Origin of the sequence: Nocardiopsis aegyptia (genome assembly GCF_013410755.1) — a bacterium.
GTDB classification, from domain to species: Bacteria; Actinomycetota; Actinomycetes; order Streptosporangiales; family Streptosporangiaceae; genus Nocardiopsis; species Nocardiopsis aegyptia.
In genome coordinates this window covers 1,823,836-1,848,331 of the sequence record NZ_JACCFS010000001.1, presented here as the reverse complement: position 1 = coordinate 1,848,331, position 24,496 = coordinate 1,823,836, and the positions used below count along the sequence as shown (strand labels likewise).

Here is a 24,496-nt window from a genome sequence, read left to right as displayed (position 1 = left end):
CTCCGCAGAGGGGAGGTCTATCCGGTGACCGAGCTACGCAAAGGAGAACCACGTGAGTCAGCTTCTGAAGGTCCAGAACTTCACGGTATCGAGTGACGGCTTCGGCGCGGGAGAGAACCAGACTCTGGAGCGACCTTTCGGCCATGCCGATCCCAGGGAGCTGATCGCCTGGGCCGGGGCCACGGCGAGCTGGCCCAATCGCACCGCCCCCGGGGGGAGCCGCGGCCTGGACGACTACTTCACCCGCGACTTCACCCACAACATCGGTGCCGAGATCATGGGCCGCAACAAGTTCGGGCCCGTGCGTGGGCCCTGGCCGGACTATGACTGGAAGGGCTGGTGGGGCGACGAGCCTCCGTTCCACACCCCGGTGTTCGTGATGACCCACCACCCGCGTCCGTCGTTCACGCTCTCCGACACCACGTTCCACTTCGTCGACGACGACCCGGCCGCGGTCCTCGAACGGGCGAAGGAGGCGGCCGGGGGCAAGGACGTCCGGCTCGGCGGCGGGGCCACCACCATCCGCGAGTTCCTCGACGCCGACCTCGTCGACACCCTGCACGTGGCGGTCTCGCCGGTGGAGCTGGGATCAGGGGTGCCGCTCTGGAAGTCGCCCGACGAGCTGCGCGACCGGTTCCACCTGGACGTGGTGCCCAGCCCGAGCGGCGTGACGCACCACCTGTTCTGGCGCAAGTGACACCACCGAATCCGCCGCCCGGTGGGAGGCGGATTCGCGGGATGCCTCGGCGGAGCTCCCCATCACCCTCTGCGGCCGTTCGGGGGCAGGGCCTCTCGTCGCGAAGAGGGGCGCCCCACGTGGACGGCGTCCCCTCCCGGACCTCGTGTCGGGAGGGGACGCCATCGATGGTTTCCCTGGTCAGGGCGGGCCGGGGTCGAAGATCGCGTGAGTGCCCACCCGGCGGACGGAAGCGGGGGCGGCGGCGAGCCTGGCCGGTGTTCTCAGAGCCTTCCGTCCTCCAGAGCGCCGAACATGGTCTCCGCGTCCTCGTGCTCCTCGGCTCGGCCCGCGGCGATCTGCTCACCGGCTTCGCGCTCTCCCCGCTGCCACTCGTGGTCCCAGAACCATGCCTGATCGGCGAGGGCCGGGGCCCTACCCCTCAGCACGGCCTGGCCGCCTTCGTCTCGCTCATGGTCGGGCCTCCCCGGCGGCTCGGACGAGGTCCTCGGGGGAGTCGGCGCAGACCAGGCGCATACGGCCGGTGTGCGCGGCCCAGTACTGGCGGGTGTGCCGACCGAACCAGACCGTCCAGCCCTGCCGCGCCAGGGACGCGAGCGGGGCACCCGCATCGGGAGCGAGCCCCGGTCCTGTTCGGGGACCGGTCCTGGTTTCGGGCCGGGGTTCAGGAGTCCGGTCGGGCCGGGTGATGTTGCTCGGCCGCCGTGGGAAGGTCTCCGGCCGCACGGGCCGGTCCATGACGATCATCGTGCCTCCTGTTCCGGGCCGGTCAGGGACCGGCGCAGGACTGCCGGGGTTCCGGCGATGACGAGGGCGGTCGGGCAGGCACAGCGGCGGCGACGCAGGGTCGCGGTGAAGACCGGACGGCCGGTGTCGTCGTGGAGTTCGCAGATCAGGTGGTCGGGGAACTCGGTCCGCAGCCGTTCCATCTCGTGGCTGGGATAAAGGGCGTAGCCGGGCACGCCTACTCCCCGATCGAGTCGTGGTGCGCCGACCGGGGCCAGGGGATTGACGTTGTCCGTGATGGCTCGGAGTCTTCCCACTCCAGGCTGAAGTAGACGGCCGGTCCGGAGCGAGTTCGCTCGACGCCCCAGGTGGCGGCCAGTGCGTCCACGAGGAAGAGGCCCCGCCCGTGCTCGGACTCCGAGTCCGCGCGGACCACCTCCAGACAGGGGATGGTGGCGGTGTTGCGGGTGGTGCGCACGCTGATCCGGAGACTGTTTCGGTAGGTGAACACCGAAACGACGAACGCCCTGCCGGGCTCCCCCTCCGGGGCGTGCAGCAGGGCGTTCGTGGTGAGCTCGCTGAGGATCAGCAGGGCGTCGTCGGTCGGTGGCGCGGGTATCCGGACGAGGTCGAGCCGCTGGCGCAGCCAGTCGCGCGCGTCCCGGATGGAGGCCGGTCGGCTGGGGAAGAGCCCCAGGAAGCGCCGTATGCCCGGCCACTGGGCGGTTTCGGGCGCAGGGGTACTACGCTCGTACATAGGTCCTCACCTGGTCCATTCAGGTTCGAGGGCTGAGGCCCTGGTCAGGTGCGGACACACCTGACCAGGGCCGTTTTGTCGCGGACGGACAGCCACGGACTTCGAGAAGTCACCCTGCGGCGTGCGCTTGATCTCTATCATCATCACTACAGACGGTTAGCGCAAGGCATCTTTAATAGTTCGTCGCATTTTTAGTTCGCGCAGGATGGCTGGGGGCTGGCAGGATGAACCGACGCACAGTGATCGACGCACCGAGTGGAGTGAGTATGAGGACCCGGCTCAGCCTGTCAGTGCGGGGCAAACGCCTGTTGCGCGAGCTGCGTCGTCTCCGGGACGAGCGCCAGATGAGTCCGGAGGACGTGGCCGGGCAGCTCGGCTGGCACAAGACGAAGCTCTACCGGATCGAGCGGGGCGAGAGCCGACTGATTCTTGACGACCTGGACGAGCTGCTGGAGCTGTACGGGGTGCGGTCGCCAGAGCGTGAGTCGCTCTTCAAACTGGGCAAGGACGCCTGGAAACGCGGTTGGTGGCTGGCGTATCGGGACCTGTACCAGGGTGAGAGCTTCTTCGTGATGGAGAACGACGCGGCCAAGATCAGCGTCTTCGCGACGAACCTGCTTCCCGGGCTCCTCCAGACGGAGGAGTACGCGCGCGAGGTCATCCGCGTCATGGTGCCTGGAGCGACCAGCGATGAGCTCGCTCGACAGGTCGCGGCACGGATAGAGCGCCAGGGTGTCTTGTCACGTCCGACACCTCCTCAGTTCCTGGCTGTCCTCGATGAGGCTTCCTTGACCAGGCCGGTCTCGTCAAAGGACGTTCATGATGCACAGTTGCGCGCGCTGATCGAACTCGGGAAGCGGCCCGACATCACGATTCAGGTGGTTCCTCTGCACGCAGGTGTCTACATGGGTTTGTGGGGGCAGTTCACGATCTTCGAGTTCCCAGATGAGGAGGACGCGCCGGTCGCTTACCAGGAGGGGCTCTTCGGTGATGTGTATGTGGAAGATTCAGATGACCTCGCCAGGTATAAGCTTGCGGCGTCGAAGACTCGTGACGTAGCGCTGAGTCCCGCGGATTCGTTGGCGCTGATCGAGAAGTTGTCTAAGGAGAGCCGGTAAGTGAGCGAAGTGGTCCCGGAAGCTTGGCGGAAGAGTAGCTACAGCGGTGGAGGCAAGGAGTGCGTGGAGGTGGCGGACGTGGAGTCCGGCGCACTCGTGCGGGATTCCAAACAGCCTGAGCTGGGGCACTTGACGTTTGCCTCGACCGAGTGGAATGTGTTTGTTGCTTCCGTCAAGGAGTGACGAAGGTGACGCCCTCGATGTTCGGAGATCAGGTCTTCCGTAAGTCGTCGTACAGCTCAAATACAGGGGCATGTATCGAGGTGGCTGGTTGGCGGAAGAGCAGCCATTCCACGGCGAGTGGGGAGTGCATCGAGGTGGCGGACGTGCAGTCCGGCGCCCTTGTGCGCGATTCCAAACAGCCTGAGCTGGGGCACCTGTCCGTCGTCTCCGGTGAGTGGAGCATGTTCCTCACCTCGGTGAAGCGGTAGCCCGGGGCTCCGTAGTTCTGCGCGGCTAGTGCGGGTCGGCGGCCACTCCCAGGTCGGCGAGGGCATCCCGCACCCGGCCGCGTGACGTGGCCAGGGCGCGTGCCGCGCTGGCCACGTCCACGTCGGCCAGCAGCGACACCAGCGCCACCCGGGTGTCGCCCTGCGCCGCGGTCAGCGCGTCGGCGCACGCCTGCTCCGGCATGCCCGTGGCCTGTACGAGGATCGTGACCACACGCCCGCGCAGCTTGGCGTTGCTCGCGTCCACGCCCACCATGAGGTTGGAATAGGTGCGTCCGAAACGGACCATGACCGCCGTGGAGAACGCGTTGAGCGCGAGCTTCTGCGCCGTCCCCGCCTTCATCCTGGTCGAACCCGCGATGACCTCCGCGCCGGTGTTCATGCCCACGTGCACGTCCACGTCGCGCCCCAGCGGCGCCTCCGGGTTGGCGCTGATGAGCACCGTGGCCGCGCCGCGCTCACGCGCCGCTGCCAGCGCCCCGCCCACATAGGGGGTCCTCCCGCTGGCCGCCAGGCCGACCGCCAGCGCGTCCGGCCGGACGCCGGCCGCGTCCGCGCGACCGGCCTCCCAGTCGTCCTCGATCCCCTCGACGGCGCGCAGGAGGGCGTCACCTCCCCCCGCGTGGTGCGCCACCACCCACTCCGGCGGGATCCCGTAGGTCGGCGGCAGCTCCGCGGCGTCCTGAGCGGCGATGCGCCCCGAGGTCCCCGCCCCGAAGTAGTGGATGCCCGCCCCGCTCTCCAGAGCCGCCACGCCCAGCTCCACGGCCCGCGCCAGCTCCGGCAGCACGGCGCCCACCGCGGCCGGAACCGTGGTGTCCTCGGCGTTGATCTGCCGCAGGACGTCGAGCGCCGGGAGCAGATCGATGTCGTAGGTCCCCGAGTTGCGGGCCTCGGTCGGGGCGCGCACGATCACGGCCTCGCCGCCGTCCCGGGCCCCCGGCCCGGCTCCGGTGTCCCCGTCTCCGGTGTCCGCCTGCACAGCGCCCTCCTGGTCGGTTCGCACCCGTGCCGTTCCCTTCGCTCGTCCCGCTCGTCGCGATCGAACCGCCGCCGGGTCGGTCCCGGCGGCGGCGCGGAGCACCCCTCAGGCCCCGTCCGGCTCCTCCGGCGGCGCCGCACTCCGGCGCCGACGGCGGTCGTCGCTGATCCGCAGCCCGCGGACCGCCTCGTACGTGGTCTCCAGGGCCGTACGGCTCTCCGTGTACCGGATCTGCGCCAGACCCACGAACAGGCAGTCCACCACGGTCAGCTGGGCCAGGCGGCTGGCGGTCGCCCCCGACCGGAACGTGGTCTCGCGGGCCGCCGTGGTCAGCACGTGGTCGGCGAACCCGATCGGGGAGCGCGGGAAGTTCGTGATGGCCACGGTCCGGGCGCCCCGCCGCTGCGCCTCGTTGAGCGCCTGCACCGTGTCGGTGGTGGTCCCGCTGTGCGAGATGCCGATCGCCACGTCCCGCTCGTCCAGCACGGCCGCGCTGGTCAGCATCACGTGCGCGTCCGACCACGCGAACGACGTCAGGCCGATCCGGTGCAGCTTCTGCTGGAGGTCGGCGCCCACGAACGCGCTGGCCCCCACCCCGTACACGTCGATCCGCCGCGCCCCGGCCATCGCGTCGACGACCTCGCGCAGCGCGTCCACGTCCAGTGCGGCCCCGGTCTCCTCCACCGCGCGGGCGTCCGTGTAGGCGATCTTCTGTACCACCGTGACCAGCGTGTCGTCCGGGTCGATGTCGCTGGCCATCTCCGGCGTCACCGACCGGGCGCCCCGGGCCTGGCCGGCCTCGGTGGCCAGCGCCAGCCGCAGCTCCCGGTACCCGCTGAAGTCGATGGTGCGGCAGAACCGGATCACCGTCGCCTCGGAGGTGGCGCAGTCCTTGGCGAGCTGGGTGATCGACGAGGCCGCGGCCCGTTCGGGATCGTCCACGACGTACTGGGCGACCCGCCGCTCGGCCGGGGCCAGCGACGGGATCAGCGACCGGATCCGTAGAACCGTGGTGGGCACGGAGGACGAGGACGCCCCGCCGCGCTCCGTGTGAGCGCCCGAAGGCTTCGGAATTTGCGCCATGGAGGAAAGTTTCTTTCGGTCGCGGTGCAGAGTCAACGCAGGGACGGGAAATATCGGGAGAATCCAGGATTTCAAGGGTGGGCCGTGTCGGCAAGTGTTCGCGACCCGATTGCGATATCCCAGCTCAGGGGGCACTCTGGGGCAGAGCGGAGGCGGCTCCTCTCCCCAACACGCGCCCGCCTCGCACGGGAGGGTGAAGTGTCGCTGAGTGCGTCGGCGCGGCGGGACCCCCGAGGGCTCCACGTCGGACTGCTCGGCCAGTTCGTCGTCGAGGTGGACGGCGTCCCCCTGCGCCTGCGGGGTGACAAGAGGCGCACGGTGCTGGCCACCCTCCTGCTCAGGGCCGGGCAGACCGTCCCCGCGGACCACCTCATCGCCCGCGTCTGGGGCACTCCGGCGGGCCAGGTCAACCGCAGCGCCCTCCAGGTCCACGTGGCGCGCGCCCGCGCCATCTTCGACGACCACTGCGGACGTCCCCTCATCCACGGCGGCGACGGCGGCTACCGCGTCGACCTGGAGGAGGGCGAGTCCGACCTGCTGGCCTTCCGTGCCCTGGTCGCCGCCGCGGGCGAAGCCGACTCCAGAGGCGACCCGGCCCGCCACGCCGACCTGCTGCTGCGCGCCCTGCGGCTCTGGCGCAGCCCGGTCCTGGCCGACGTCGCCAGCCCCGTCCTGCACGAACGCGACGTCCCGCCCCTGAACGAGGAACTCCTGCGGGTCGCCGAGGCGGGGTGCGGCGCCGCCCTGGCCCTCGGCGAGCACTCCCGGGCCGCCGAACACGTCGGCCCCATCGTCGCCGACCACCCCGAGCGCGAATCCCTCATCCGCCTGCAGATGATCGCCCTCCACCGCTCCGGCCGCCCCAGCGAGGCCCTGCGCCTGTACGCGCGCACCCGCGACGTCCTGTCCGAACGCCTGGGAACCGACCCCGGGCGCGACCTCCAGGAGACCTTCCACGCGATCCTGCGCGGCGACCTCGACCCGCCCGCGCGCGTGCCCCGCCAACGCGTCGAACCCGCGTCCGCCGGCGCACGCGCCCTCCGCGCCCGCCGCCCGGCCGCGCCGGTGCCCCTGCACTCCACCACCCCCGCCGAACTCCCGGCGGCCCCCGCCGTCCTGGTCGGCCGCGCCGCGCACCTCGCCGAACTCGACCGCCTCGTCGACCCCGCCGGCCCCGCGCCGGGGAACGTGCTGGTGCGCGGACCCGCGGGCGCCGGCGGGTCCGCGCTGGCCCTGGCCTGGGCGCACACCGCCGCCCCGCACTTCCCCGACGGCCAGGTCTACGTCAACCTGCGCCGCGACGACGGCACCCCGCGCGACCCCGCCGAGGTACTGCGGAGGCTGGTCCGCTCCCTGTCGGACGGCCGGACCCGCACCGACGACCTCTCCGTCGACGAGTCGGCCGCCCGCGCCCGCTCCCTCCTGGCCCGGCGCCGCGTCCTGCTGGTGCTGGACAACGCCGCCTCCACCCGCCAGGTGCGCCCGCTGCTCCCCGGCTGCGCGGAGTGCGCGGCCGTGGTCACCAGCCGGTACTGGCTCACGGACCTGCTGGTGCGCGACGGCGTGCGCGCCCTGCCCGTGGGCGCCCTGACCGCCGCCGACGCCGTCGTGCTGCTGCGCTCGCTGCTGGGCGAGAGCCGGTGCACCGACGCCGCGCTGCACCGCGTGGCGCACCTCGCCGGCTGCCTCCCCCTGCCGCTGCGGATGGCCGTGGCCTGGCTCGACACCCACCCGACCCGGTCGGGCTCCGACCTCGTCCGGCGCCTGGAGGGGGTGGACCCGGCGCGCTGCGGTACTCCCACGGCCCGGATGGCCGCTGTGCTGCACGCCGGGCCCGAGGAGGCCAGGCACGGTCGCGGGGAAGTACCGACCGGCCGTGTCCCTCCGGATCAGAGTCTGGGTGACGGATCTTTCGTTCGGCTTTCGCCTGGGTGAGGCGGGTCGGACTCGGCAAAGACCGGGCGTGGAAGTGTCCGGATCGGCCCCGGGGGGTGCTCATGGGTCTCATGAGTCGCTAGTGTCGAATACATGACACAGAACCAAGAGCCGTACCAGGACCCGGCGGGGAACACACAGCACTTCCGCCGTTTCGTCGACGAGAACCCGCAGCAGGACGAGCCCGCGCGCCGCCCGGTCCTGCCGATCGTGCTGGCCGGACTCGGCGTGATCCTGGCCGTGGCCGTGATCATCGCTCTGGTGATGGCCTTCACCTGAGTCGGGACGACCACCGGTTCGCGGTCCCTTCGCGGCCCTGCTAGAGTTATCGACGTCGCCACGAGGCGCGGCCCCAGGGGGCGGCGCCGGCGAACAGCGCGCGTCATTAGCTCAGTTGGTCAGAGCAGCTGACTCTTAATCAGCGGGTCCGGGGTTCGAGTCCCTGATGACGCACCCAGGAGGGCCCCGGTCGACACGGCCGGGGCCCTCGGTGTCCGTGCCGCCCCGGCGGCGGTGTCGTCGCACGTGGTGCGGCCCACAGGGCGCCCGGTACGGAGTGCTCCGCGCCTCCGGTAGAGTTGAGAACGTCGCCGCGGGGGAGTGCCGCTCCCACCAACGCCACACGCGCCATTAGCTCAGTTGGTCAGAGCAGCTGACTCTTAATCAGCGGGTCCGGGGTTCGAGTCCCTGATGGCGCACCACGAGAGGCCCCGGTCACCACGACCGGGGCCTTCGTCGTCCTCCGGGTGGCCCGTGAGGACCCCGTGAGATCGCCCCCCGACTGTCGGCGCCCGACGTTATCCTTCCGGCTCCGCCGCACAATGCCTTGCCCGTAGGGATTTCGGCACTCGGTGCCGACCGGCCGCGGGATCGCCGCTCCTGCCAGCGCGGATGCCCGCATGCCGTGCCATGGTCACACTCCGTTGTTCGAGTTTCGCATTTCGCCAAATTGCTGTCACAGAATTGACAGATGGGTCTGATGTGGTGAATTCTGACCATTCTCCGCCACATCTGGCGGACCCTCCCTGCCATCCATCCGGAGTTCCCCATGTCTTCGTCTTCCCCCGTCCTGCGCGCCGCCGCCCTGTCCTCCCTCGCCGCCGGTGCCGCGGTCGTCCTCAGCGGCTGCGGTGTCGTCACGCAGATCCTCGGTGGCGGGGACAACAACGTCTTCGAGCTCAACGTCGGTGACTGCTTCATCGACAGTGAGATGGAGGCCGTGCTCGGTGGCGAGGGGGTCTCCGAGGTTCCCCTGGTCGACTGCGCGGAGCCGCACGACTCCGAGTTCTTCGTCGCCGAGGACATGCCCGAGGGCGAGTACCCGGGCGACGAGGCGGTCAGCGCCGAGGCCGACGAGCTGTGCGAGGGCCAGGCCTTCACCGACTTCGTCGGCGTCCCCTACGAGGAGTCCCTGCTGCTCGCCCTTCCGCTGACCCCCACCGAGCAGTCGTGGGACACCGTCGACGACCGCGAGATCATCTGCTACGTGTACCACCCCGACGAGATGGTCACCGGCAGCCTCGCGGGCGTCGCCTACTAGGCGGTCCGTTCCGCTCGTTCCGTACCGGTCGGGGAGGCCCCGGCGAGCGTGGTGCCCTTACGGCCCCACCGTTCGCCGGGGCCTCCCCGTCTTCGGGGCGTTCGCGGTCCGCGGATGGAGCCGGAGCCGTCGGACCGGGGCCTCCGGACGGGAGCCGCCGACCGGAAATCCCGATCGGAAAGGGCCGATCGGAGGCGGATCGGGCGGATCGCGGAACCATCGGCGCTTCGGGGGCATCTGCACAGGTGTCGCCGATGTTCCTCCCATCGGCGGGATCGACGAACTGTGGAGTTGCGATGCTCACCGAAACGCGCCGCCCGTCCAGGAACCGCACCGCCCTGGGGATCCTCGTGGCCGGCGCCGCTCTGTCGCTCACCGCGTGCGGACCCCTACCCCTGCTGCCGCCCGCGCTCAGCGGTGAGGGGGACGAGACCGTCTCGCCCTCGCCCGAGCCGGAGGCCACCCAGGTCGCCGAAGCCGAAACCGAGCCCGAGCCGAGGGCGACCATCTCGGCCCGGCCCGAGCCCACCGAGTCCGGGGAGGACACCGAGTCCGTCGGCGTCTTCGACCTGGAGGAGGGCGACTGCCTCAACGAGGTCGCGGAGCAGGACAACATCGTCGACGTCCCGATGGTCGACTGCGAGGACCCCCACGACTACGAGGTCTACGTCAACGACGACCTCGACGAGGACGGGGAGTACCCCGGCGACCAGGAGGTCAGCGACCTGACCGCCGAGCTGTGCCACGACGAGTTCGAGGGGTTCGTCGGCACGGAGTACCTGGAGTCGGAGCTGGAGTTCACGTCCTTCTTCCCCACCCCCACGGGCTGGGACCTCTACGACAACCGCGAGTACCTGTGCCTGGTCTACGACCCGGCCGGCCCGGTCGAGGGGACCCTGGAGGACTCCGAGCGCTGAGCCCGCGGTACGGGCGGCCCGCGCCGGTGGTGACGCGGGCCGCCCGATCGCACAGTGGCCTCGCCGGCGGACACGCTCCTGGCGGGCCGCCGGCCATCCGAGCATCGGCCTCTCCCGTTCCGACCGCGGGAAGGGCCGGTCGTGGACGAGGATCGCCACGTCGACGGTGAACCCAGTAGCCCTGGTAGCGGGCGGCCGTGCCGACGAAGTCGTCCCAGTCGGCCTGGCCGAAGGCGACGCCCTCGGGCCGCCCGGAAACATCCTCGCGCGGATCCTCCGCCGGCCGCCACGAGGTCTCCTCGAAGGCCGCCACGACCTCCTCCGGGGTGGAGCCCAGTTCGTAGACGTCGTCGTGCTCGGCCGGCCATCGCGCGTAGCGCTCGACGTTGGCGGCGGGGTAGGCGGGGGCCTGGAGGGTGACCACGTCGCGCCAGACGCCGTCCGGGTGCACCGCGGAGTCCAGCACGCTGCGGTCCAGCCGCTCGGGGAACAGGCTGCCGTAGACCGCGCCCAGAAGGTCCCGTAGGACCAGCCGAGGAAGCTGATCCGCTCCTCGCCCAGCGCGGCGCGGACGACGTCCATGTCGCGCGCGGTGTTGGCGGTGGTCATGTGGGCGCGTGCATGTGAGCCGTCACCGTGCGAATAGGTCGATACCGACAAAAGCTGTGGGTGCGCGGATCTGACCGCATCCGGCCACGAAGCGGCAGGGGCTTTGTCCGCATTCGTGCCTGGAAAAGCCTTGCCCGATCGAGAACGGGTCGCGCCGAGGACGCCGTTTGGTCACAGGGGTGGCGTACGCCACATCTTCGCCGTTAGCGTGCTCTTTTATTAGGAAAGTTTCCTAATAAAAACTGTGCCCCCGCCCCTCCCGCCCCGCCCTACGCTCGTCGCCCTCCAAGGAGCCACGTGGCCACCGACACCGCGGCCTCCCCACCGCCCCCCGACGCCCCGGCGTCGGCCGCCGACCCGCCCTCCCTCCCGTGGCGGGTCTGGCGCCACCACCTGTTCGTGAAGGTCCGCAAGTCCGTCGTCGTGGTGTTCGTGGTCGCCAACGTGACGTTCTTCCTCGCACGGGCCATGCCGGGCGACCCCATCGACGTCATGGCGGGCCGGCTGACCCAGGGCGGTATGAGCATGGACGAGGCCCGGGTGATCGCCACCAACTCACTGGCCTTCGACCCGGACGCACCGCTGTGGCGGCAGTGGTGGGACTTCTTCGTCGGCCTGGTCACCCTGGACCTGGGCAACACCATCACCCGGCCCGCGGTCGGCGTCGCCGAGGCCATCGCGGCCTACCTGCCCTGGACGCTGTTCAGCATCGGCGTGGGCACGGTCGTCTCGATCGTCCTCGGGCTGAGCCTGGGCATGGTGATGGCCTACCGGCGCAACCGGTTCCTCGACCACGCGCTGAGCGTGGCCGCCTCCGTCCTGGGCGCCGTGCCCAACTACCTCATCGCGATGCTGCTCGTGGTCGGCGGCGGCCTCTACCTCGGCTGGTTCGATCCCGTCGCCCTGCGCGGCACGGTCAGCCCCGGCGTCACGCCCGGGTTCACCGCGGAATTCGTCGGCGACGCGTTCTACCACGCCGGACTGCCGATCCTCACCTACGTCCTCGCCATCGTCGGCACCTGGATGCTCGTCATGAAGGCCTCCACCACCGAGGTGCTCGGCGAGGACTACGTCACCGTCGCCCGGGCCCGGGGGCTCCGCGACGGCCGCATCGCCTTCGCCTACGTCGGCCGCAACGCGGTGCTGCCCCTGGTCGCCCAGATCGCGATCTCCTTCGGCACGCTCGTCGGCGGCGCGGTCTTCGTCGAGCGGGTCCTGGTCTACAAGGGCGTCGGCGGCCTGCTGCTGGACGCCGTCAACTACCGCGACTACCCGCTCCTCCAGGGGCTGCTCATCATCGTCACCGCCTGCGTCGTGGCCGCCAACCTCGTGGCCGACCTGCTCTACAGCCGACTCGACCCGCGCATCAGCGACCAGGGGGCCGCGACACCATGACCGCCACCACCGCTCCCGCCGCCGGCGTCTGGGGCGCCGTCTGGCAGGGGCTGACCCGCAGCACCAGCGGCTTCCTGGGGCTCTGCCTCGTCCTGGGCGTGCTGGTCTTCTCCTTCGCCGGCCCCCTGCTCGTGGACACCCGCAACCCGACGGACATCGACCTCATCTGGGGCCCGATGAACGCCGAGCACTGGCTCGGCACCAACCACGAGGGCAAGGACACCTTCGTCCAACTCGTCCTCGGCGGACGCGAACCCATCTGGGTGGGCGTCGTCGCCGCGCTCATCACCGTGGCCATCGCCGTCGTCCTCGGGGGGATCGCCGGCTACGTGCGCGGGTGCGTCGACCACTTCCTGCTCCAGCTGACCGACATCACGATGACCATCCCCTTCATCGTGCTCATGCTGGTCATCGCGTCCTTCTACCGCACCGCCTCACCGCTGATGGTCGCCTTCATCATCGGCCTGGTGACGTGGCCGTACCTGATGCGCTCCATCCGCGCCCAGGTGCTCAGCCTGCGCGAACGCGAGTTCGTCGAGGCGGCCCGCCTCCAGGACCTGGGCACCGCCCGGATCCTGTTCGTCGAGGTGCTGCCCAACATGGCGGGCTACGTGTTCATCAACTTCATCATCGCCATCACCAACGCGATCTACGCGGTCGTCGGCATGTACCTGCTCGGGCTGCTGCCCAGCACCGCCGACAACTGGGGGCTGATGATCCAGCAGGCCTGGGACAACAACGCGTTCCTGCTCCCCACCGCCACCCCCTTCCTCGTCGCCCCGATGGTGATGATCATGCTCTTCCAGATCGGGCTGGTCACCATGTCCCGCTCCCTGGAGCAGGCCCTCAACCCACGACTCCGGGACAGGTGAGCCACGTGAACGACCGCCCCGCCCCCGCCCCGGACCCCGCCGACGACGGCGCGCTGCTGTCCGTGCGCGGTGTCGACATCGACTACCGGACCGGACGCAGGAGCCGGGTCACGGCCGTGCGCGGCGTCGGCTTCGACCTCCACCCCGGCCAGTCCATGGCCCTGGTGGGGGAGTCCGGCTGCGGCAAGACCACCCTCGGCCTCGGCCTGCTGCGGCTGCTCCCGCGCACCGGGACCGTCTCCGCCGGGCAGGTCCTCTTCCGGCGCAAGGACGGCCGCCGCGTCGACGTGCGCTCACTGGCCAAGGAGGACCTGCGCCGCTTCCGCTGGAACGAGGCGGCCATGGTCTTCCAGGGCGCGATGAACGCGTTCAACCCCGTGCTGACCGTGCGGGACCACTTCCTGGACACCTTCCGCGCACACGAGCGGCGCGGCGCCCGCCGCACCCGCGCGGACCTGATCGAACACTCCGCCGCGCTGCTGGAGCTGGTCCGGCTCGACCCCGCACGGGTCCTGGCCGCCCACCCGCACGAGCTGTCCGGCGGCATGCGCCAGCGGGCCCTGATCGCCCTCGCGCTGGCGCTGAGGCCGCAGCTGCTCATCCTCGACGAGCCCACGACCGCGCTGGACATCCTCACCCAGCGCGCCATCGTGGAGCGCCTGACCGAGCTCCGCGAGGAGCTGCGGTTCGCGATGCTCTTCATCACCCACGACCTGGGCCTGGCCGCCGAGCTCGCCGACCGCGTCGGCACGATGTACGCCGGCCGGATGATCGAGACCGGCACCACGCGCGACGTCTTCCACCGCTCACGGCACCCCTACACCCGGGCGCTGATCAACTCCGTTCCGCCGGTCGCGGGCGACCCGACCGTCCCGGAGTCACTGCCGGGCGGGCCGCCGAGCCTGGGGGCACTGCCCCCCGGCTGCTCCTTCGCACCGCGCTGCGCCCACGCCGAGCCCCGCTGTTCGCGGACCCGCCCCGAGCTCGACGTGCTCAGGGAGCGCCCCGAAGGGCTCAGCCACGCCGCCGCGTGCCTGCGCGCCGGCGACGCCGCACTCTTCACCGAGGGGGCCACCCGATGACCGACCCGACCGTGCACCACGATCCGTCCGCCGAGGGCGAGCGCGCCGCCGGCGCGGGGAGAGCCGCCGCGCCCGGAAGGGCCGCCGGTGCCGTGGCGGGTGCCGCCGACACCCCGGTCCTGGGCCTGCACGGTGTGCGCCAGGTCTTCTCCACGCCGCGCGGCGACGTCCCCGCCGTGGCCGGCGTCGACCTGCGGGTGCGCCCCGGCCGGGTGCTGTGCCTGGTGGGGGAGTCCGGCTGCGGCAAGACCACCACCGCCCGGATGGCCGCCGCGCTGGCGCGGCCCACCTCCGGCACCGTCCGCTTCCGCGGCCGGGACGTCGCGGCCATGAGCCGGGCCGAGCGCTCGGAGTTCCGCCGGTCCGTCCAGTACATCCACCAGGACCCCTACGCCTCCCTGAACCCGGTGCGCACCGTCTACTCCACGGTCTCCGCCGGACTGCGCCGCCACCGGATGGTCCGGGACCGCCGCGAGGCCCGCGCGGCCACCGCCGAACTCCTGCGCCGGGTCGAACTCACCCCCGCCGAGGACTACCTGGACAAGTACCCCCACCAGATGTCGGGCGGCCAGCGCCAGCGCGTGGCGGTCGCCCGGGCCCTGGCGATGAACCCGGAGGTGATCATCGCCGATGAGTCCACCTCGATGCTGGACGTGTCCATCCGGGTCAGCCTGCTCAACACCCTGGGCCGGCTGCGCGACGACCTCGGCGTCGGCTTCCTGTTCATCACCCACGACCTGGCCGTGGCCAAGTACTTCGCCCGGGACGGCGAGATCGCGGTCATGTACCTGGGCAGGATCGTGGAACAGGGGCCCACGCGCCGGGTGGTGGACGACCCCCGCCACCCCTACACCCGGGCCCTGGTCTCCGCGGTCTGCGAGCCCGACCCGGACCTGGCGCGCACCAAGGAGCGGGTGCGGTTGCGCAGCGCCGACATCCCCGACCTGACGGCCCTGCCGCCGGGCTGCGAGTTCCACCCGCGCTGCCCGATGTTCGAGCCGGGGCGCTGCGACACCGAACGGCCCGCGCTGGCCCCCGGCCCCGACCGCCTGCTCGCCTGCCACGTCGTCGACGGCGGGTGAGCGGGTGCTGCTCATCGGCCGCTTCGGCCTCCTGGTCGGCGCCTTCCTGGTGCTGGCCAGTGCCCTGACGGCACTCCTCAACCCCCCGGGCACGGCCGAGTTCGTCATCAGCGTCGTCACGGTCGGTCTCGGCCTGCTGATCGTCGTCCTCGGACTGCTCGCCGTCCTCCTGGAAAGGAAGCGTCACCCATGACCTCCACACCCCCCGAGCACCTCCTGGAGATGAGCCGCCGCAACGTCCTGCGCGCCGTGGGCGCCGGTGCCGCCGCCACCGCGGCCACCGGTGCGCTGAGCGCCTGCGCGGGCGGGGACTCCGGTTCCGGCGGCGCGCGGCAGTTCACCGGCGTCTTCGACTTCGACCTGGACTCCAACACCCGCAACGTGGCCGTCGAGGACGGCGCGCTGCTGCTCAACTCGGTCTACAAGGACCTGTTCCTGATGACCGGCGGCTTCTACAACTGGCGCGAGCACACGTGGGACTACATGCTCCTCGAAGGCTCCGAGTGGGACGGGAACGACCTGGTCGTGACCCTGCGCCCCGGGCTGAAGTGGAGCGACGGCAGCGACCTCACCGCCGACGACATGATCCAGAGCTACGCGATCGCGATCCTGGAGGTCGCGCCGTGGGCGGTGGGCTTCCCGCAGGTCGCGGAGCTGGAGAAGCTCGACGACCTGAGTGTGCGGCTCGGCTTCGACGCGCCGTTCCCCAACATCGAGCGCAGCATCATCAAGCACCGGATCGTCGCCAGGTCCACCTACGCCGAGTTCGGGGAGCGCGCGCTGGACCTGGTGGGGTCGGGGGTGCGCCACGGCGACGACGAGCAGAGCGAGTTCATCGCCGAGTTCGTGGAGTTCGCGCCGGAGGAGATCGTGTGCAGCGGGCCGTACATGTTCGACCCCGAGCAGATGTCGGACGCCCGGATCACGCTGGTGCGCAACGAGAACGGCTACCAGGGCGGGGAGGTGCTCTTCGACGAGGTGGTCGTGCACAAGGGCGACAACCGGCAGTCGGCACTGCTCGTCCAGCAGCGCGAGGTCGACTACTCGACGGAGGCCCCCTCCGCCGCCGACCAGCAGGCCTTCCAGGGGGTGGAGGGGTTCAAGTGGGTCGAGCACGTGGGCTACGACGGCTGTGGACTGATGTTCAACTACGCGGCCAAGCCCGAGCTGGAGGACGTGCGCGTGCGCAAGGCGCTGGCGCACCTGCTGGACACCGAGACGATCGGGCAGGTCGCCCGGGGCGAGGCCTACAGCGGGGTGGAGTACTACGCGGGGCTGGTCGACCTCCAGGCGGAGGAGATCATGACGGAGGAGGAGCTGGCGGGGTTCGAGCACTACGGCTACAACCCGGACCGGGCGACGGAGCTGCTGGAGGACGCGGGGTGGACCCTGAGCGACGGCATCTGGCACCTGCCGGACGGTGAGGCGGCCAGCTACGAGATCATCGGCGTCGCGGGCTGGGGCGACTTCGAGCTGACGGCGTCGCAGGTGGAGGAGGCGTGGAACTCCTTCGGGATCCGGTGCGAGGCCCGCAACGTTCCGTCGGACAACCCGTGGGGCATCTGGGGCGCGGGTGACTTCGAGGTCGCGGTGCGGCACTGGGGGAACCCGGAGATCCCCGACTACTGGGGCGCCTTCCAGATGAACTTCCTGCTGGAGAACTCCGGCGACGAGGACAACCCCGGGCAGTCGTTCGACCTGAACGTGGACAGCCCCTCCCAGGGCGAGGTCGACGTGGCGGAGCTGATCGAGGAGGCCAAGCGGGCCGGGACCGAGGAGGAGCAGCACGCGGCGCTGAAGCGGCTCGCGATCATCTTCAACGAGCTGCTCCCGCGCATCCCGATCTGGACCTACCGGTACCTGGCGCCCGCGATCGAGGGCGTGCGCGTCGAGCACTTCGCGGCGGACCACCCGGCGGCCAACAACGAGCAGTACCAGGACAACCACGTGATCCTGTCGCTGATCCAGGGCGACCTGCGACCGGTCGAGTAGGGCGCGGGACACCCTGTGACACGGGGGCGGAGGCCGGTCGGCCCCGCCCCTGCGGTGTGTATGGGGACGGTGTTGCAGGAGTGATCAATGTGATCCTCGCCACTACCGGCGAACCGGTCATATCCCTATAAGTCAGACATAACGCTCATAAGCCACAAATCAACTTCTCGGGAGTTCTTGCACGTCATCCGTGTCCCGCTGGGGTGTTTCCCGGTGCTTTCCCGATTCGCCTGCCAAGCCCCACGGCCTTTGTTAGTCTGACGAACCGAAAGACGGTTCTCGGTGGAAGTACAGGAATTGTTCCGGACGTGGATACTTGTCGCCGGATGGGTGTCGACCACCCCGGCCGGGGTATCCGAACGCGCGCCTGTGCCGTATCGGGGACGTCGAGGCGTACCCCTGCGCCCGGGATGTTCCGTCGGTGCAGGACGCCGGCGCGGTCCCGTCGCCCCTGTCTCCTCGATCGGGCCGAACGTGCGGGGCCACCGCCGCGCCGCCCGGCTGATTCCAAGGAGACGAGATCGTGTCAGAGGAGCCGCCACCACGACACAGCCCGGACCCCGCCCCCTCGGGGATGGGTCGAGGCAGGTTTCGCAGGGCCATCTCCCGGATCGTCAAGTCCCAGGAAGTCCCACCCCCGGAGCCCGAACGAGGACATCCCGTGCATCAGCCCGTGCATCCGCACAACCCGGACCCGGCGTCGGAGCGGGACCGGACCACGCCGGTGAAGAACGAGGACGCCGCACCGACCCCGCCCGTCGGCCCCTTCTCCGGCCCCGCCGAGAACGGATACCGCCCGGCGGCCAGGGTGAACGTGCCCAACCCGTACACGCGCCCGCTCAAGGTCGACGACGTCGACACCGGGGCCCACCCGGTGGGCCAGTGGCGCGGGGTCGGTCTCAACGAGCCCGAGCCGCGCGTGGTCCCCGTGCGCGCGCCCGAGTCCGGATCCGCCCGGGCCAGGGTCGGCGCTCAGGAGGCCCCGGCCCCCGTCGAGCGGACCACGGGCAAGGGCGGCGGTGGCGACGGCGACGAGGCGCCCGCCGAGGCACACGAGCCGCGCGCCGAGACGGCTGCGCCCGGGACGCCGAAGCCCGAGGAGCCGACCGCGGCCGCTCCGGCCGACCGGAAGCCCGACGAAGGGTCCCCGGCTTCGGCGAAGGGCGAGCCCTCTGCTCCCGGCGCCGGGGACGCTCGCTCCGGGTCGGCCGCCGAGCCGCGCACGCCGGGTGCCCCGACGGCCGAGCCCGGTCCGGCGAAGCAGCCGACCTCGGCCGCTTCGGACGGGCCGAAGCCTGCCGCGGGGCCTGCGGCTCCAGCGAAGGGCGACGCCCAGGTGTCCGCGCCCGCCGAGGCACGCGAGCCGCGCGCCGAGACGGTCGCGCCCGGGACGCCGAAGGCCGAGCAGCCGACCGCGGCCGCTCCGGCCGACCGGAAGCCCGACGAACGAGCCCCGGCTCCGGCGAAGGGCGACGCCCAGGATTCTGCGTCCGTTGAGCCCGGTCCCGCGAAGCAGCCGACCGCTGTGGCTCCGGTCGATGGAAAGTCGGTCCCTCCTGTCGAACCGACCGCGGCGAAGGCCGAGGCCTCTGGACCCGGCGCCGGTGACGGTCGTTCTCGTCCCGCCGCCGAGCCGCGCACGCCGAGTGCTCCGGCCACGTCCGGTCCGGTGAAGCAGCCGACCGCTCCGGCCGACCGGAAGCCCGCCGAGGGGTCTGCGGCTCCGGCCGACCGGAAGCCCGCCGAGCGGTCCCCGGCTCCGGCGGCGGGTGCGGCCACCGCCGAGCCTGCCGGCTCCGCCCCCCGCGCACCGGCGCCCACCGTTCCGCCGCTTCGGCCCGCCCGCCCGCGCACACGAACCGACCGGGGCGACCGCGCGGGAGCCACGGCCGACCCGGCCCCCCGAGCGGGCGACACCGCACCGACGGCGCCCGACCACACCAGCACCGACGACCGTTCCGGCCGTCACGGCACCCGCTCCCCGCGGGTACCGGCCGGACAGGACGGGGCCCGGCCCCCGGAGGGAGCTCCGCCCATGGCCGACCACACCCACACGCCCTCGGACGAACCGGGGGAGCAGCACGAACGACACAGACCGCACGCCGCCGACGCGCCCATGGGCCACCAGGCGGCGGACCACACCGGGTGGGGCCACAGGCCCACCGGACCAGCGGGGCCCCAGGCCCCGGGACGGCCCCACCACACGTATGACGAGCAGGGGTGGCGGGGCCCCCACGGGCAGCAGCCCGCTCCCCCCTCACCAGGACGACAGGGGTACCAGGTGCCACAGGAGCCCACAGGCCTGCCGCAGCCCCCCGCGGGGTACGGCCACGGCCCCCAGCAGTACCCGCCCGCCCCGGACCCGCGCGGTCCGTGGCAGGACGGCCAGCAGCCGCACGGCTACCCTCCGCCGTACCCCTACGGCGCCTACCAGCAGGCGGTTCCCCCGCCGCCGCAGCCGATGCCGCAGTATCCGGTGCCCTACCCGGCCCCGCACCCGATCGTGACCTACCAGAGCGCCTACCCGGCCCCCTTCCAGCCGCCCGGCTACGTCCTGCCGGGACAGCCGGTCGTGTACCCGGCCCCCTACCAGGCGCACGGCCAGCCGATCCAGCACGTCATCGTTCTCACCCCCGGCCAACCGCCCCAGGTCCTCACGGCGGAACCGGTGCAGGACCGCTCCGAGCGCCAGGAGCGTCAGCAGCACCCGGAGCGCGACGACCGTTCCGAGGAGCACGCGCGCGAGGGCATCGAGCCGGCGGAACGCCCCAAGGCGCTGCCCCGGCCCGAGGCTCCCGAGGCGGCGGCTCCGAGCGCGCCCGCGCCCGAGGCGCCCAAGGCCGAGAGCGCCCCGGCGGTCGAGAGCGCGCCCGCCCCCGACGCCTCCGCGTCCGCGATCGCGGAGGAGACGGAGAAGATCCTCAACGAGGCCCTCGCCGGTCTGGCCATGCGCGACCTGTCCCTGGTGGACGCGCTCCTGGAGATGGTCGAGGAACTGGAGACCGACGCCAAGGACCCCGACCTCCTCGACAAGCTCTTCCAGATCGACAACTTCGCCACCCGTATGCGCCGCAACGGCGAGAACCTCCTCGTGCTGACCGGCCACGACGGCGGCGAGTCCGACGCCCACGACGAGATCGTCCCCCTCCTCGACGTCGCCCGCGCCGCGACCTCCGAGATCAAGGACTATCCCCGCGTCCGCCTCGGCAAGCTGCCGCAGACGTCCATCACCGGTATGGCGGCCGACGACATCAGCCACCTGTTGGCCGAGCTGCTGGACAACGCGACGGCCAACTCGCCCGAGCACTCCCAGGTCGTCATCAGCGCCCGGGAGATGGACGACGGCCGGCTGATGATGATCGTCGAGGACGAGGGCGTGGGCATCCCCGAGCACCAGCTCGGCGAACTCAACGAGCGTCTCAGCGGCTCACCGAGGCTCGACGACGACGTGCCCCGGCACATGGGCCTGTACGTCGCGAGCCGGATCGGCCGCAAGCACGGCCTGGAGACCCGCCTGGAGTCCCGCGCGTTCCGCGGGGTGAACGCCTACACGATCATCCCCAAGGAGCTGCTGCGCGTCGCGACGCCGCCGACCCCGGGCAAGCCCCGGACCTCGGCGGTCCCCTCGACGTCGGGCCCCTCGGTCGGAACCGGGTCCCAGGCCCTCACGCCCCCTCCGGTGACGGGAACCAACGGAGTGAACGGCAGCTCAGCCTCCAAGCCCACCAACGGCGGAGACCCCTCCGTCACCGCCGCGGGCCTGCCCCGGCGCAGTGCCACCCCGCACGGCTCGCCGCTGCGGATGATGCCGCACCCGAAGTCGGTGCCTCCGCCCTCGCCGCCGTCGGACAAGCCCAAGCTGACCGGCGACGCCAGAGCCGAGCAGATCCGCGACGAGCTCGGCGACTTCCTCGACGGCGAACGCGAGGCACGTGAGGAGTCCGGCGGTGAGGAGGGCGGCACCACGTGAGCCCCCACCGGACCGATGCGACGCCTGCGCACACGCGCACCACTGACCACCAGCGAAATCGACACACGGCCGAGGCAGGTTATCCGCGATGACTGAACCCGCAAACGACAGCGTTGAGAACTTCTCGTGGCTCATCGACAGGTTCGTCCGCGATGTCCGAGGAGTCGAGCACGCCGTGGTCGTCTCCTCCGACGGCCTGGTGCTGACCCACTCCAGTGACTTCCCCGAGGAGCACGCGGAGCAGCTCGCCGCCATCGCCAGCGGGCTGCACAGCCTCGCCGTCGGTGGAGCGAACCTGTTCCAGCGCGGAGACTGCGAGCAGCTCCTGGTGCGCTTCAACCAGGGGCACCTGTTCATCATGGCGATCAGCGACGGCTCCTGCATGGCCGTCCTGACCGCGCCGGGCACGGAGTTGAAGCTCGTCGGCTTCCAGATGACCAAGCTCGTGGAGAACGTCGCCCACGTGCTGACCCCGCAACTGCGCTCGCAGCTGCGGGAAGTCATCCAGAACTGACGACGGCGACCCGAAGCGGTTCACAGGGATCATGAGAAGGTTGCCACTGACATGAGCTTCCGCAGGCGAAGGAGCAACCGCGTCCGCCCGTTCACCTTCACGGGTGGCCGGACGCGATCGCGGCATCCGCTGATGGTGCAGACCCTGGTATCGACCTCCGAGCCGGGCCAGGAACCACCGAGCACCCTCATGCCGGAGTCCATCAACATCTACAGACTGTGCCGAGAGACGCGGTCACTCGCCGAGGTGTCGGCCGAGTTGAACATCCCCCTGGGCGTCACCCAGGTCCTGATCAGCGACCTGGCCGAACAGGACCTGGTGTACATCCACCCGACCATCACCGGCAGCAGTCCATCGGAAAACCAGGTTCTGGAGAGGGCTCTTCGTGGTCTCGAACGACTTTTCCAGTGACAGCAGGTCGAATCGCAAGAAGATGTCGAGCAAGATCGTCATCGCCGGTGGCTTCGGCGCCGGCAAGACGACCTTGGTGAGCTCGGTGTCGGAGATTCCGCCGGTCACGACAGAAGCGATCATGACCGAGGCCAGCATCGGTCACGACGACAACTCGATCACACCGCACAAGACGACCACCACCGTCGCGATGGACTTCGGTCGCATCACCGTCGACGACGAGCTGATCATGTACATGTTCGGGACGCCTGGCCAGGCACGGTTCTGGTTCATGTGGGACGATCTCGTACGAGGCGCGGTCGGCGCCGTCGTCGTGGTCGACTGCCGCAGGCTCGCGGACTCCTTCGACGCGGTGGACTACTTCGAGACGACCAAGCGCATCCCCTACATCGTCGCGCTGAACAAGTTCGAGGGCCTCCTGGAGTACACCCCGGAGCAGGTCCGCGAGGCGTTGGAGATCAGCCCTGAGGTGCCGATCATCGACTTCGACGCGCGCCACCGGAACTCCGGCGGCGACGTGCTCAAGACGCTGCTCCGGTACGCCCTCGAACACAACCGCGCGAGCGAGCCCGTCGCCTGACCTCAGGGGAGGGGCGCCGGCGTCCCTCCCCGACTCCCCGTCGATCATCCGGAAAGTTAGCTCAAGATGCGAAAGATCCTCATCGTCGGAGCGGGCCACGCCGGTCTGCACCTGGCTCACTCCCTCCTGACGGAGGGTTATGACGTCACGGTGATCACGGGGCAGTCCTCCTTGGAGATCCGCACCGGTCGGCCGTCCATCAGTCAGTTCACGTTCCCGACCGCCCTGAACTGGGAACGCGACGCCAACCTGGACCTGTGGAGCGCGCTCGCGCCGCAGATCCGGCACCAGAAGCTGTACCTGTACCCGCACGACGGCTCGATGCGCACCATCAAGGGCAGGACGGGAACCGGCAACGACTACGCCGTCTCGGTCGACCGCCGAGTGAAGATGGCGGACTGGCTGGAGTACTTCGAGGACCGGGGCGGCAAGGTCGTCATCCACGGTGTGACCGTGACCGACCTCGACTACTTCTCCCGGATGTTCGACCTGATCGTCGTCGCGGTGGGGACGGGCGAGCTCGGGCAGCTCTTCGACGCCGACACGAGCCGGTTCAGCGGCGCGCGTCCGCGGTCGATCGCCCAGGCCTACATCTACGACGTCTGGCCGGACGCGGGCGAGGACGAGAACATCGGGTGGGGCGCGACGGCGGCTCGGGCGGGGAACACCATCCTGCTGCCGATCCTCACCCAGGAGGGTCCGTGCCACAACCTGCTCCTCGTGGACAAGCGCGGCGGCCCCATGGACGCGTGGCCGGACCGCCCCGGCCCCGAGGAGCAGTTGCGGCGGATGAAGGACCTGCTCAGGCAGTACGCCCCGGAGACCTTCGACCGGGTCAAGGACGCCAACCTGGTCGACGGCAGGAGCACCCTCATCGAGGGGCTCACCCCGCAGGTCCGCAACCCGGTGGGCGTGCTGCCCTCGGGCGGTCGTGTGCTGGGCATGGCCGACGTGGTCGTGACCATGGACCCCTACTCCGTGCAGAGCTGGAACAACTCGACGCGGTGCGCCCGGGCGTATTTCGAGCGGATCGTCGAGCACGGGGACCGGCCTTTTGACGAGGAGTTTTTGGTCTCGGCCTTCGACCGGTTCTGGGAGTTCGGTCTACCGAACCAACAGTGGGCGGAGATGGCGTCCACCTGGTGGGACGCGGGCGACATGGCACCGTTCGTCTACGAGGTCCTCGGTGCGGCGGAGAAGTATCCGGAGGTGGCCGACAGGTGGCTCCAGGGCTGGGACTACCCGCCTGACTACGCGAATTGGCTGCTCGACCCGGAACGCGCGCTCGCGTACGTGGCAGAGGTCAAGGCGCGGCACGGCGACTGATCCCGGCGGTGAACGCACAGAGCGCGGTTCGGTGTCCACGCGGCGCCGGACCGCGTTCTGTGTGCTGGGGCATTTCGTTGTTGTAACCCTCTGACCTGAAAGCCGGAGTTCAGCTGTCCGAAATGCGTGCGTTCGTTGTCAGGTGCCGTGATCAGCGGTTACGATCCATCGCGTTGGTGGCTGTTAGCGTCAGAAGTGTGTGAGTGGGGTGTATGTGTCGCATACGCCCGTTTTGGTTCGAGGTCGACGCTCCGAAACACCCGTCGGTCCTCGGATGGATTCTCATTCCCCTGGAAGGTGCACCATGTCCCCCCTCCGACCCCGACCGTGCGCTCCGGTCACGCGTTTCACCTGTGCGAACTCCGCATGCGCAGAGGGTACCTGGCCGCTTCGGCAGGGCTTCCGGCCGTGGGACGACTCGGGCACGGCTGCCTAGGGATCGGATAGCGCGTGCATCTG

25 protein-coding genes and 2 tRNA genes are annotated in these 24,496 nt (G+C 70.7%); 21 read left to right on the top strand and 6 right to left on the bottom strand.

The window, feature by feature from the left end; genetic code table 11:
- Nucleotides 1-52 precede the first annotated feature (52 nt).
- The gene (locus HNR10_RS08235; protein WP_179822149.1) at nucleotides 53-697 is read left to right on the top strand and encodes a dihydrofolate reductase family protein; all 645 of its coding nucleotides are present in this window, start codon (nucleotides 53-55) and stop codon (nucleotides 695-697) included.
- A gap of 263 nt (nucleotides 698-960) precedes the next feature.
- Here the strand turns inward: HNR10_RS08235 and HNR10_RS08230 are convergent, their stop codons facing one another.
- From HNR10_RS08230 to HNR10_RS08215, 4 genes are read right to left on the bottom strand one after another with little or no spacing between them, the layout of a single operon-like run.
- Nucleotides 961-1,125, bottom strand: coding sequence for a hypothetical protein (locus tag HNR10_RS08230; RefSeq protein ID WP_246406121.1), 165 nt, complete (start codon nucleotides 1,123-1,125; stop codon nucleotides 961-963).
- Nucleotides 1,126-1,147: 22 nt separating this feature from the next.
- Nucleotides 1,148-1,444, bottom strand: a complete 297-nt coding sequence (locus HNR10_RS08225) for a hypothetical protein (RefSeq protein ID WP_179819770.1) — start codon at nucleotides 1,442-1,444, stop codon at nucleotides 1,148-1,150.
- On the bottom strand, nucleotides 1,441-1,659 hold the full coding sequence (locus tag HNR10_RS08220) for a hypothetical protein (protein WP_179822148.1): 219 nt from the start codon (nucleotides 1,657-1,659) through the stop codon (nucleotides 1,441-1,443). Before HNR10_RS08220 ends, HNR10_RS08225 begins: the two co-directional genes overlap by 4 nt.
- A 2-nt stretch (nucleotides 1,660-1,661) precedes the next feature.
- Nucleotides 1,662-2,180 (bottom strand): ATP-binding protein, encoded by a 519-nt coding sequence (locus tag HNR10_RS08215; RefSeq protein ID WP_179822146.1) that lies wholly within the window; start codon nucleotides 2,178-2,180, stop codon nucleotides 1,662-1,664.
- Between the two features lie 266 nt (nucleotides 2,181-2,446).
- Between HNR10_RS08215 and HNR10_RS08210 the strand changes: the two genes are divergently transcribed.
- From HNR10_RS08210 to HNR10_RS08200, 3 genes are read left to right on the top strand one after another with little or no spacing between them, the layout of a single operon-like run.
- Nucleotides 2,447-3,298, top strand: coding sequence for a DUF5753 domain-containing protein (locus tag HNR10_RS08210; protein ID WP_179822144.1), 852 nt, complete (start codon nucleotides 2,447-2,449; stop codon nucleotides 3,296-3,298).
- Complete coding sequence (locus HNR10_RS08205) at nucleotides 3,299-3,481, top strand: DUF397 domain-containing protein (RefSeq protein ID WP_179822142.1); 183 nt, start codon at nucleotides 3,299-3,301, stop codon at nucleotides 3,479-3,481.
- A 17-nt stretch (nucleotides 3,482-3,498) separates the two neighbouring features.
- Nucleotides 3,499-3,729 (top strand): DUF397 domain-containing protein, encoded by a 231-nt coding sequence (locus HNR10_RS08200; RefSeq protein WP_179829605.1) that lies wholly within the window; start codon nucleotides 3,499-3,501, stop codon nucleotides 3,727-3,729.
- 25 nt (nucleotides 3,730-3,754) lie between these two features.
- On the opposite strand, the gene HNR10_RS08195 is transcribed toward HNR10_RS08200, so the two are convergent.
- A complete protein-coding gene (locus HNR10_RS08195) occupies nucleotides 3,755-4,753 on the bottom strand; it encodes an N-acetylmuramic acid 6-phosphate etherase (RefSeq protein WP_179822141.1) in 999 nt (332 codons plus the stop codon).
- Nucleotides 4,754-4,834: 81 nt separating this feature from the next.
- On the bottom strand, nucleotides 4,835-5,812 hold the full coding sequence (locus tag HNR10_RS08190) for a MurR/RpiR family transcriptional regulator (protein ID WP_179822139.1): 978 nt from the start codon (nucleotides 5,810-5,812) through the stop codon (nucleotides 4,835-4,837).
- A 198-nt stretch (nucleotides 5,813-6,010) separates the two neighbouring features.
- Between HNR10_RS08190 and HNR10_RS08185 the strand changes: the two genes are divergently transcribed.
- The 17 genes from HNR10_RS08185 (at nucleotide 6,011) to HNR10_RS08105 (ending at nucleotide 24,037) form a co-directional block, all read left to right on the top strand.
- Entirely contained in the window at nucleotides 6,011-7,747 is a 1,737-nt protein-coding gene (locus HNR10_RS08185; protein ID WP_312889168.1) for an AfsR/SARP family transcriptional regulator, read from the top strand.
- 93 nt (nucleotides 7,748-7,840) lie between these two features.
- On the top strand, nucleotides 7,841-8,026 hold the full coding sequence (locus tag HNR10_RS08180; protein WP_179822137.1) for a hypothetical protein: 186 nt from the start codon (nucleotides 7,841-7,843) through the stop codon (nucleotides 8,024-8,026).
- Nucleotides 8,027-8,126: 100 nt separating this feature from the next.
- Nucleotides 8,127-8,200 (top strand) — tRNA-Lys (locus HNR10_RS08175).
- Nucleotides 8,201-8,371: 171 nt separating this feature from the next.
- Nucleotides 8,372-8,448, top strand: a tRNA-Lys gene (locus tag HNR10_RS08170).
- Between the two features lie 347 nt (nucleotides 8,449-8,795).
- Entirely contained in the window at nucleotides 8,796-9,287 is a 492-nt protein-coding gene (locus tag HNR10_RS08165; RefSeq protein ID WP_179822135.1) for a septum formation family protein, read from the top strand.
- 296 nt (nucleotides 9,288-9,583) lie between these two features.
- The gene (locus HNR10_RS08160) at nucleotides 9,584-10,204 is read left to right on the top strand and encodes a septum formation family protein (RefSeq protein ID WP_179822134.1); all 621 of its coding nucleotides are present in this window, start codon (nucleotides 9,584-9,586) and stop codon (nucleotides 10,202-10,204) included.
- Nucleotides 10,205-11,110: 906 nt separating this feature from the next.
- Nucleotides 11,111-12,208 (top strand): ABC transporter permease, encoded by a 1,098-nt coding sequence (locus tag HNR10_RS08155; RefSeq protein WP_179822132.1) that lies wholly within the window; start codon nucleotides 11,111-11,113, stop codon nucleotides 12,206-12,208.
- Nucleotides 12,205-13,080: an ABC transporter permease gene (locus HNR10_RS08150; protein WP_179822130.1), complete on the top strand. Its 876-nt coding sequence runs from the start codon at nucleotides 12,205-12,207 to the stop codon at nucleotides 13,078-13,080. Before HNR10_RS08155 ends, HNR10_RS08150 begins: the two co-directional genes overlap by 4 nt.
- A gap of 5 nt (nucleotides 13,081-13,085) precedes the next feature.
- Nucleotides 13,086-14,162, top strand: coding sequence for an ABC transporter ATP-binding protein (locus HNR10_RS08145; protein WP_179822129.1), 1,077 nt, complete (start codon nucleotides 13,086-13,088; stop codon nucleotides 14,160-14,162).
- Entirely contained in the window at nucleotides 14,159-15,244 is a 1,086-nt protein-coding gene (locus tag HNR10_RS08140; RefSeq protein WP_179822127.1) for an ABC transporter ATP-binding protein, read from the top strand. Before HNR10_RS08145 ends, HNR10_RS08140 begins: the two co-directional genes overlap by 4 nt.
- Before the next feature lie 4 nt (nucleotides 15,245-15,248).
- The gene (locus HNR10_RS08135) at nucleotides 15,249-15,437 is read left to right on the top strand and encodes a hypothetical protein (RefSeq protein WP_179822125.1); all 189 of its coding nucleotides are present in this window, start codon (nucleotides 15,249-15,251) and stop codon (nucleotides 15,435-15,437) included.
- Nucleotides 15,434-17,236, top strand: coding sequence for an ABC transporter substrate-binding protein (locus HNR10_RS08130; RefSeq protein WP_179822124.1), 1,803 nt, complete (start codon nucleotides 15,434-15,436; stop codon nucleotides 17,234-17,236). Before HNR10_RS08135 ends, HNR10_RS08130 begins: the two co-directional genes overlap by 4 nt.
- A gap of 661 nt (nucleotides 17,237-17,897) precedes the next feature.
- Nucleotides 17,898-21,206, top strand: a complete 3,309-nt coding sequence (locus tag HNR10_RS31965) for an ATP-binding protein (protein WP_312889166.1) — start codon at nucleotides 17,898-17,900, stop codon at nucleotides 21,204-21,206.
- Nucleotides 21,207-21,294: 88 nt separating this feature from the next.
- On the top strand, nucleotides 21,295-21,720 hold the full coding sequence (locus tag HNR10_RS08120) for a roadblock/LC7 domain-containing protein (protein WP_053614966.1): 426 nt from the start codon (nucleotides 21,295-21,297) through the stop codon (nucleotides 21,718-21,720).
- A 51-nt stretch (nucleotides 21,721-21,771) separates the two neighbouring features.
- Nucleotides 21,772-22,131, top strand: a complete 360-nt coding sequence (locus tag HNR10_RS08115; protein ID WP_082376014.1) for a DUF742 domain-containing protein — start codon at nucleotides 21,772-21,774, stop codon at nucleotides 22,129-22,131.
- A 22-nt stretch (nucleotides 22,132-22,153) separates the two neighbouring features.
- On the top strand, nucleotides 22,154-22,711 hold the full coding sequence (locus tag HNR10_RS08110; protein ID WP_179822122.1) for a GTP-binding protein: 558 nt from the start codon (nucleotides 22,154-22,156) through the stop codon (nucleotides 22,709-22,711).
- A 66-nt stretch (nucleotides 22,712-22,777) separates the two neighbouring features.
- Nucleotides 22,778-24,037 carry a styrene monooxygenase/indole monooxygenase family protein gene (locus tag HNR10_RS08105; RefSeq protein WP_179822120.1) on the top strand — a complete coding sequence of 420 codons (1,260 nt, stop codon included), beginning with the start codon at nucleotides 22,778-22,780 and terminating at the stop codon, nucleotides 24,035-24,037.
- Nucleotides 24,038-24,496: the final 459 nt, after the last annotated feature.

What these genes read in the sequence shown, in the direction of transcription:
- HNR10_RS08115 (WP_082376014.1), top strand. Translation starts at nt 21,772, where the DNA reads ATGAGCTTCCGCAGGCGAAGGAGCAACCGCGTCCGCCCGTTCACCTTC.
- HNR10_RS08140 (WP_179822127.1), top strand. Translation starts at nt 14,159, where the DNA reads ATGACCGACCCGACCGTGCACCACGATCCGTCCGCCGAGGGCGAGCGC.
- HNR10_RS08160 (WP_179822134.1), top strand. Translation starts at nt 9,584, where the DNA reads ATGCTCACCGAAACGCGCCGCCCGTCCAGGAACCGCACCGCCCTGGGG.
- HNR10_RS08150 (WP_179822130.1), top strand. Translation starts at nt 12,205, where the DNA reads ATGACCGCCACCACCGCTCCCGCCGCCGGCGTCTGGGGCGCCGTCTGG.
- HNR10_RS08200 (WP_179829605.1), top strand. Translation starts at nt 3,499, where the DNA reads ATGTTCGGAGATCAGGTCTTCCGTAAGTCGTCGTACAGCTCAAATACA.
- HNR10_RS08225 (WP_179819770.1), bottom strand. Translation starts at nt 1,444, where the DNA reads ATGATCGTCATGGACCGGCCCGTGCGGCCGGAGACCTTCCCACGGCGG.
- HNR10_RS08180 (WP_179822137.1), top strand. Translation starts at nt 7,841, where the DNA reads ATGACACAGAACCAAGAGCCGTACCAGGACCCGGCGGGGAACACACAG.
- HNR10_RS08120 (WP_053614966.1), top strand. Translation starts at nt 21,295, where the DNA reads ATGACTGAACCCGCAAACGACAGCGTTGAGAACTTCTCGTGGCTCATC.
- HNR10_RS08215 (WP_179822146.1), bottom strand. Translation starts at nt 2,180, where the DNA reads ATGTACGAGCGTAGTACCCCTGCGCCCGAAACCGCCCAGTGGCCGGGC.
- HNR10_RS08210 (WP_179822144.1), top strand. Translation starts at nt 2,447, where the DNA reads ATGAGGACCCGGCTCAGCCTGTCAGTGCGGGGCAAACGCCTGTTGCGC.
- HNR10_RS08130 (WP_179822124.1), top strand. Translation starts at nt 15,434, where the DNA reads ATGACCTCCACACCCCCCGAGCACCTCCTGGAGATGAGCCGCCGCAAC.
- HNR10_RS08110 (WP_179822122.1), top strand. Translation starts at nt 22,154, where the DNA reads ATGTCGAGCAAGATCGTCATCGCCGGTGGCTTCGGCGCCGGCAAGACG.
- HNR10_RS08190 (WP_179822139.1), bottom strand. Translation starts at nt 5,812, where the DNA reads ATGGCGCAAATTCCGAAGCCTTCGGGCGCTCACACGGAGCGCGGCGGG.
- HNR10_RS08105 (WP_179822120.1), top strand. Translation starts at nt 22,778, where the DNA reads ATGCGAAAGATCCTCATCGTCGGAGCGGGCCACGCCGGTCTGCACCTG.
- HNR10_RS08165 (WP_179822135.1), top strand. Translation starts at nt 8,796, where the DNA reads ATGTCTTCGTCTTCCCCCGTCCTGCGCGCCGCCGCCCTGTCCTCCCTC.